The organism is Alteromonas sp. G4i35, from assembly GCF_054960375.1.
Window position 1 is genome coordinate 124,196 of sequence record NZ_JBHNZD010000016.1, and the last position, 8,002, is coordinate 132,197.

The 8,002-nt window shown below is 46.1% G+C and carries 8 protein-coding genes; 4 read left to right on the plus strand and 4 right to left on the minus strand.

All coding sequences use genetic code 11. The annotated features are described in order from the left end of the window. Positions 1-2 precede the first annotated feature (2 nt). Positions 3-1,436 carry a YdgA family protein gene (locus ACFI6L_RS12185; protein ID WP_462574102.1) on the plus strand — a complete coding sequence of 478 codons (1,434 nt, stop codon included), beginning with the start codon at positions 3-5 and terminating at the stop codon, positions 1,434-1,436. A gap of 58 nt (positions 1,437-1,494) precedes the next feature. On the opposite strand, the gene ACFI6L_RS12190 is transcribed toward ACFI6L_RS12185, so the two are convergent. The 4 genes from ACFI6L_RS12190 to yrfG form a co-directional block, all read right to left on the minus strand. Beyond that, positions 1,495-2,550, minus strand: coding sequence for an MBL fold metallo-hydrolase (locus ACFI6L_RS12190; RefSeq protein ID WP_462574103.1), 1,056 nt, complete (start codon positions 2,548-2,550; stop codon positions 1,495-1,497). A 233-nt stretch (positions 2,551-2,783) separates the two neighbouring features. Continuing rightward, positions 2,784-4,172 carry an NAD-dependent succinate-semialdehyde dehydrogenase gene (locus ACFI6L_RS12195; RefSeq protein WP_014951319.1) on the minus strand — a complete coding sequence of 463 codons (1,389 nt, stop codon included), beginning with the start codon at positions 4,170-4,172 and terminating at the stop codon, positions 2,784-2,786. Between the two features lie 280 nt (positions 4,173-4,452). Next, on the minus strand, positions 4,453-4,998 hold the full coding sequence (gene yjjX, locus ACFI6L_RS12200; RefSeq protein WP_014951320.1) for an inosine/xanthosine triphosphatase: 546 nt from the start codon (positions 4,996-4,998) through the stop codon (positions 4,453-4,455). A 13-nt stretch (positions 4,999-5,011) separates the two neighbouring features. After that, the gene (yrfG, locus tag ACFI6L_RS12205) at positions 5,012-5,725 is read right to left on the minus strand and encodes a GMP/IMP nucleotidase (RefSeq protein ID WP_462574104.1); all 714 of its coding nucleotides are present in this window, start codon (positions 5,723-5,725) and stop codon (positions 5,012-5,014) included. Between the two features lie 71 nt (positions 5,726-5,796). Between yrfG and nudE the strand changes: the two genes are divergently transcribed. From nudE to ACFI6L_RS12220, 3 genes are all read left to right on the plus strand, one after another. Continuing rightward, positions 5,797-6,360 carry an ADP compounds hydrolase NudE gene (nudE, locus tag ACFI6L_RS12210; protein ID WP_014951322.1) on the plus strand — a complete coding sequence of 188 codons (564 nt, stop codon included), beginning with the start codon at positions 5,797-5,799 and terminating at the stop codon, positions 6,358-6,360. Positions 6,361-6,363: 3 nt separating this feature from the next. Then, entirely contained in the window at positions 6,364-7,209 is an 846-nt protein-coding gene (cysQ, locus tag ACFI6L_RS12215; protein ID WP_014951323.1) for a 3'(2'),5'-bisphosphate nucleotidase CysQ, read from the plus strand. 127 nt (positions 7,210-7,336) lie between these two features. Next, positions 7,337-7,921, plus strand: a complete 585-nt coding sequence (locus tag ACFI6L_RS12220; protein ID WP_014977782.1) for a YceI family protein — start codon at positions 7,337-7,339, stop codon at positions 7,919-7,921. The last annotated feature ends 81 nt before the right edge of the window (positions 7,922-8,002 follow it).

The following is an 8,002-nucleotide window of genomic DNA, read 5'->3' on the forward strand; positions in this document are numbered from 1 at the left end:
TCATGAACAAACCTCTTCTAGCTGGCGCGGGCGTAACTTTGGTTGCACTTGGCGTTGCCCCTTATTTTATTGGCACTAGCGTTCACGAAAATGTTAACGCCGCCGTAAACGAAATTAACCAACAAGCCGTTTATTCTGCCGAGGTACTTTCGTATGACAAAGGCTGGTTTTCGACAACAGCAGAAATCAAGCTTGCTGTCGATTTTCAAGCGCTAATCAATGCACAGAATGTTGACTCCACTGATATACCAATGGAAGAAAACCCTAGCATTACCGCTACGCTAGTAGCTCATCACGGACCGGTGTACTTTGGCGATGGCTTAGGATTAGGCCGCGTTCACTATACAGTCTCTATTGATGGAGATGAGTTAAGAGAATACGTTCAGTGGGATGGCCAACAGCCAATTTATCGCAACGAAGGCGTGGTTGGTTTGTTTGGTGGACTAAGCTACGCAGACGTTATTCCAGCGCTTAGCGCGACGGCCGAAGAAGAGGGGTTCACGCTACTTTTCTCTGGTTATGCGGGTGAAGCTGAGCCTGATGGTGACAAAACTTTGTATACGTCGTCGGGTGAATCGCTAAGCATAAGTGCAGATGAATTTTCCCTAGAGATGAAAAATCTGTCTATGGATATGAGCTATGATGGCGATATGGTAGCGGCGTTCAAAGGTGACTTATTTGAATCTACTGGCAAGGCGCGTATTGAAAGCATAGAAATTTCTAACATTGAGCCAGGTGCGACAGTTAAGATTGAGAACCTAGCTTTTGCTACTGACGTCAAGATTGACGAAGACAATAACACCGCCAATGTCTACGTAGAATACGCTGTCGACAAAGCCGTGGGCCCTGAACTTGATGCTACAGACATGGTATTAGGCGTTGCCATCAATAACTTAGATATCGACTTCATTAAGGCCTATCAAGAATTTAGCAACAATTCATTATTAGTGCCTTCTGAAGAAGTGCCAGCCAAAATGATGGAGTTTATTGAAGCTAACTTGCTAACACAGCTTAAAGCTGAGCCAGAGATTAATATAACGAAGCTGAAAGCAACGTTGCCTGAAGGGTCGTTTAACGCTTACGCAAACACGAAATTAGTGGGTATAGATGCACTTCCCGGTACGTTGGAAGACGCCGCTTATTGGGTCACGCATTTGCTGGCTGATGCACAAATCACCGCCGATAAAGCGCTAGCACAGAGTATGGCATCTGGCTATATGATGGGCCAACTAATGGCGACGCCACAAGCACAAAATATGACGGCTGAAGAGATTCAAGCTGCGGTAGAACAACAGACACCTATGATGCTAAGTACCTTTGCTCAGCAAGGCTTAATAAAAGAAACCGAGAAAGGTTACGAGACAAAGCTAACACTAAAAGATGGCGAAGCCAGTGTAAACGGTACGCCTATTCCGCTGCCTTTTGCCCCTCAATAATAGTTAGAGAACCTCTATAAAAGCGTAAACCGTGTATCGCAGACGGTTTACGCTTATTTTACTCCTGTTCAGGCAGGGTAATGTTCATTAAATCTTCAGCGGCATATACTCGACCTTCAGCTACAACAGTAATCGCCTCAGTAAGTGCATCAAGACCCGGTTCGCTACGTTTCATAATATGAGACAACACTATTTGCTTAGCGCTTGACTGCGCGGCAATGTCGATAATCTGAGTCGGCGTCATATGCAAGTTCTTAGCAACCTGACCCGCGTCATCACCAATGGCGTTGTGCAGCACCAAAAGGTCCGCGTTTTTAGCAAAACGAGCAAGGTTTCCTTGTTTATCATTGGTATCGCCTGAAAATACAGCCTCGCAGCCATTGGCCTTGACCTTCCACGCTAATGCTGGAATAGGCCCGTGGTTCACCGTCATTGCCTCAACACTGACGCTATCGTTTACATTGCGTTTAAACGGTTGTTCAAAGGTTGTGGCCCCGATGCTTTTTGTGGATATCGTATAGTCATCTTGGCCTTCTATGGTGTAAGAAGACAGATACTTAAACGCGCCGTTTTTCCCTATTAACGACGACACATAGGTGTTTGTGGACGGCATAATGTCGTTGCCCTCTGGCCCCATTATTATTAAATCTATCTCGCGATCGGTGAAATACCCACCTTTCACAAAGCTTGGCAAATCGGCGGAGTGATCGGTGTGTAAGTGGGAAAGCAAGATAACTTCTAACGATTCAAACGTCGCCCCCGCAGCGCCAAACTGAACGCTGCTTCCGCTTCCAGCATCTACCAACACGCGGGCGCTGCCATTTACCCAAACCACATAGGCACTAGATGTTCTGCCGTCATCCAATTCAGGTCCACCCGACCCTAATATTTGCACCGAAACGTTATGGCAACCAATAGGACTGGTGCTTAGGCCGGCATCGTCTGATGTAGTTGATGGTTGAGACAACGGCTGCGCTAAAGCCGAGAACGATAGAATAGCAGTGGTTGTCATAGCGCAAAAAAACGCACTTTGTTTTCTACCGCGCTGTTTGTCCTGCCTTGTAAGCCCAATGCCTGATCTTGCATTACTTAACCGTTCATTTATAACCGTCATAACCATCGCCTTATGTTATTCCCTACTCATTAATACACAGATATTTGATTAAAAGACCGTTTGCCCGGACGAAACTATTCAGCCTAGTTGACTGTGCACTGTTTTTTCGCCTGACTGTTTTCGATTACATGGGCTTTACTTTGCGACTACCTTAATGAATAGGGAGTACGGCAAAACAAAAAAGGCGAACCCTGAAGTTCGCCTTTCTTCTCATCGCTTCTTACCGAAGTGCACTACTCGGCCGATTTCTCAGCGACCATGATAGTTTTGATATTGACGAATTCACGCATACCATAGCCTCCGTGCTCACGACCGTAACCGCTGTCTTTCACACCACCAAAAGGTAAGTTTGGTTGTGCCAAAGAGTACCCATTGATATTAACCATACCGGTATCAAATTCATCTTTCGCCAATGCTATTGCTTTGTCGGTATCTGTACTGAAGATACCGCCGCCCAAGCCATAACGTGAATCATTTGCTACTTCCATGGCTTGCTTGTCGTCGCGCACGCGAATGAGCGACGCAACTGGTCCAAATAGCTCATCATCATAAGCGGGCATACCTGGCGATACATCTTCCAGCACCGTAATTGGGTAGAAATAACCATCAGAGTCTGGAATTTCTCCACCCAGTGATAGCGTAGCGCCGTTTTCTAGCGACTTTTTCACTTGCTCATGAAGTTCATCGCGCAAGTCTTCTCTCGCCATTGGGCCCAAATCCGTGTTTTCGTTTGTGGGGTCGCCAACTTTTAGCTTTTTACACTGCGCCACAAATTTGTCTCGGAATTCTTCATAGACGCTATCCACAATAACAAAGCGTTTAGCCGCCACACAGGTTTCACCGTTATTAATAACGCGTCCTTGGATACACATTTCTACAGCATGGTCGATGTCCGCATCCTCTAACACTAAAAAGGCGTCGTTACTACCAAGCTCCATTACAGTTTTCTTCGACAAGCTTGCAGCTTCCTTAGCGACTTCTTTACCTACTTCGTCACTCCCGGTAAAAGTAACGCCGCGAACGTATTTGTGCTTGATCAAGTCACTTGCCGTGCTGCCATCAATTAGCAGCGACTGGTAAACATTTTTAGGAAAGCCAGCATCTTCGTACATTTGCTGAATGGCTTGCGCCATACCAAACACGTTTTTAGCATGTTTCAGTACCGTGGTGTTACCCGCCATTATGTTTGAGGCGCTATAACGAATAACTTGGTACAACGGAAAATTCCACGGCTGGATGCCAAGAATAACGCCAATTGGCTGATACGTAATGATTGCTCGGCCGCCTTCGAAAATGCGATGTTCGTCTTCCAAAATTGAAGCGCCGTGCTCGGCCGTATAGCGGCATATTTCAGCGCATAGCTGCACTTCTTGCTTTCCTTGCGCGGTAACCTTACCCATTTCCCGGGTCATCAGGCTGGCGAGATCGTCAATTCGCTCTTCCATCAGGTTTGCAAGGTTATTAAATAAATCTGCGCGGGTCTCAAATGACGTACGGCGCCAGTTCAAATAGGCTTCTTGTGAACGGGTAACAGCTTGTTCGGCGTCCTCGGCTGACATCAAATGATAATGATCGATCTTTTCACCTGTAGCAGGGTTGTAGGTATTGATTGTCTCACTCATTGTCACTCTCCTTATTCCGTTTGGTCTGAAGGAAGTGCAACTAAAGAGCCAAGGTGTCAAAAAATATTTTTTAACCTATTTTCAATAGCATAGAAGCAACTTGAAGCCTAAGTAATGGATAGTGTCAGAAAGGATCCAGAAAAGATTACCTATCGCAGTAAAGATTTCAGGGCGACCGTTGCGATCGCCTTATCATTTTTCCTAAGTAAGGATACCCTTGCGGCGCTCTGTTTGATTAACGGTGTAATGCGCCTTGTTGTACAGCAAAAGAGGTTCAACACTAGTCAGTGTATAAGTCAGGGAAATGGAACTTTGCCATAGCAAGCGTTAACGCCACTTCATAAACACTTTGTCGCGAGGCGTGATTAAGAGTAAGCAAACCAATAGCCCCCCCTTTTTGCTTTATGTTTACTGTATCAAAGAGCTTGTCCATAACTGGCCCAAGTTCTTCTCCACGCTGTAGCGCCTGATATACGCTTACAGGAAGAGGCAAGCTTGCACTTCGCGTTACCGACCAGTGACCTTCATGGTATATCGCCACATAGGCAAAGGTAGCAGGACCATCTTCAAATACATCCACACCACCTTCAATTGCCACATACCACGCATCTGTGAGACCACCTTGATGATGAGCAAGCATGGCCTTCACGCGATTAATGGCGCCCAAGCGCGTTTCATCTTCATTCATTGGCTGGTCAGGCACGCCGCTTGGTACAGCCATACCCTGAGCGTCGAAATCGTGCTCTAGTGTGTCAGAGAGTGTATTGAGCGCAGCATTAATTTTTACCGGATTCAGCGACCCTACGTAAATTGTGTCAGAAACCATGTGCTTTCGTCCTTTAAAAACGTCCTTTCGAAACAGTCCCAACAGGGTTCTGCTTAATATCTTCTAGAATTAAACGGTAATCGCGCACCGCTGGAAACTCACTAATATTGCGATTTGGCAAGGTACTATCAGGGTTATCGACAGCAAGTAAATGTTTAATACCGTATGTCTTTGCCGCATTTAGAATTGGCAGTGAGTCATCGACAAATAAAGTGCGATGGGCATCGAACTTTACCCGTGCCTGTAATCTTTCCCATAGCAGCTGAGACTCTTTGGTTACGCCGAACTCATGGGTAGAGATGAGGTTGTCGATATGTGCGTCGAGCTGGGTATGCTCTATCTTTAGCGCCAAACTGTTTGGGTGCGCATTGGTCACTAATACCACCTGCCTGCCTGAGTCATGAAGCGCATCAAGGAACGGAATTGTATCGTCACGAAGGGCGAGCAAATGTGCCAGCTCACGCTTCAGCGGCATAAACTCATTTTCTAAGTCCATTTCGAGAGATTCAGCCCAGTAATCTAAGCAATACCATTGAATTTGCCCGAATACTGACTCATATCGCGCAGTCATTTCACGTTGACTCTGCGCCTCTGAAATTCCTCTTATTTGTGCTAATCGTTTAGGCAAATGATGTAGCCAGAACTGGTTGTCGTAATGAAGGTCCAGCAAAGTGCCGTCCATGTCTAACAGTACAGTTTCTATTTCATTCCAGGGCAGAAAGGGCAAGCGATTTTCCTTATAATGAAGTAAGCTAAGAAATTGTATACAAGTATGATAACAAAGTTGTAGCGATAGACATGCCAAAAATTGATCCGAACAAACCGTTACCACAAATTCATTCTCGTGAAATCGTTGCGCAAAGCAAACTCTTTAGGGTAGAACGCTTAGACCTTGAGTTTTCGAACGGCGCCACCCGTGAATTCGAGCGGATGGCTGGCGGAAACAGGGGCGCGGTAATGATAGTGCCTATGCTTGATGAAAACACCATGGTGTTAATTCGCGAATATGCAGCCGGCACACATTCGTATCAACTAGGCTTCCCAAAAGGTTTAATAGACCCTGGCGAAACTGCCATTGAAGCTGCTAATCGCGAACTACAAGAAGAGGCAGGCTTCGCGGCCAATGATCTTGTGGAGCTTCATAAGGTCAGCATGGCGCCCACTTTCTTTAACGCCAATATGACCATTGTTTTGGCTCGAGACTTGTATCCAAAGCAACTTGAAGGCGACGAACCTGAGCCTCTTGAGGTGATTCACTGGCCTTTAGATGAAGCAGATGCTTTACTTGCACGAGAAGACTTTGTAGAAGCACGCTGTATAGCCGCGCTGTTTTTAGCTCAAAAGTGGTTTAAGGAACAATAAACAATGCCCGATGACGCCCATGCCGACCTACTAGAACTTGCGAAAGAAATTGCCATCGAAGCCGGTGAAGCCGTATTAGAAGTATACGATAAAGGGGAGTTTGACGCTTATCAAAAAGACGATGAGTCTCCCGTTACCAGCGCAGATTATTTGGCAAATGATATCATCAACAAGCGCTTACAAGCCGCAACGCCTGATATCCCAATCCTCTCAGAGGAAAACAAACACGCAAGTTTAGAAGAGCGAAAGCATTGGCCTCGATACTGGTTAATCGATCCCATCGACGGAACCCAAGAATTCATTGCTAGAAGCGGTGATTTCGCAGTAAACATTGCGCTAATAGAGAATAATGAGCCGACAATAGGCGTTATCTTTTGGCCGCCCGGGCAGTCGCTATATTACGCCCAGAAAGGCAAAGGTGCGTTTAAGTCATCACCTGATGGCGATCACCCAATAAGCGTACGCAAGCTAGACGACCCTAAAAATAGTGTGGTGATGATTGCAATAAGCCGTCGTCAGTCGAGAGAAAAAGTGCTCAGCAGAATGTGCGCCAAGCGCGTATACCAAACGCTTCCATTGGGAAGCTGTTCCCTGAAAGCCTGCTTTATTGCCGAAGGAAAAGCTGATGTGTTTATGCGCATCGGTATTACCGGCGAATGGGACACTGGCGCATCGCAATGCATTGTCTCTGAAGCGGGTGGGAGTATTGCCGCCGCTAACTTCGAACCTCTTACCTACAATCAGCGTCATTCGCTAGAGAACCCAGATTTTGTGGTAATGGGCGATCAAAGGGTGCCATGGCAAGATGTAGTCCAGTATGATGACTTCGTAAACCCACATCAGCACTAGCGCGTAATAATTTACTTAGCGCAGCGTGTTAACCTACGTATAATAGCGTAGTAATGTTGCTGGGCCACATTACTCTGGTAGTGGTTAAATCAAGCCAGATGGAACCAAAAAGTAAAAGGAGTAACCTATGATGACTACACGTATTCGCACGTTGTCTGCAGCATTGCTCGCATGTGGGCTAGCATTTCCCGCCGCAGCCGATTGGTCAATAGACGGCGAAACAAGTGCACTACACTTCTTATCGACGAAGAATGCACAAGTCACCGAAGTACATAAGTTTGATAGCTTTGATGGTACGCTGTCTGACGGTGGCAAACTTAACGTGGCGGTTGACTTATCGTCAGTGAATACAGCCATTGATATTCGCAACAAGCGAATGCAAGAGATGCTGTTCAACGTGACCAAGTTTGCACAAGCGACATTTGAGGCCAACTTGCCTGAGTCGATGATGAACCTGAAATCGGGCCAAGTTGTTAACGGGAAGGTAGACGGTATTTTGATGTTGCACGGAAAAGCCGTTCCTACGTCATTTGCTGTTAAAGCAAGTAAAGTAAACGACGATACGCTTACCGTATCAACCACGTCACCAACGTTAATTAAAGCAGAGTCTTTTGGACTTGCTGAAGGCGTAGCTGCACTTCAAAAAATTGCAGGGCTTAAGAGCATAACAACAACAGTACCCGTAACGTTTTCAGTTACGTTTACTCAATAAAACATTGTTATTGCCGCCGTCTATCGATAAAAAGCTAGGTGGCACGTGACTAAACGCAATAAAAAACCGCACACATGTGCG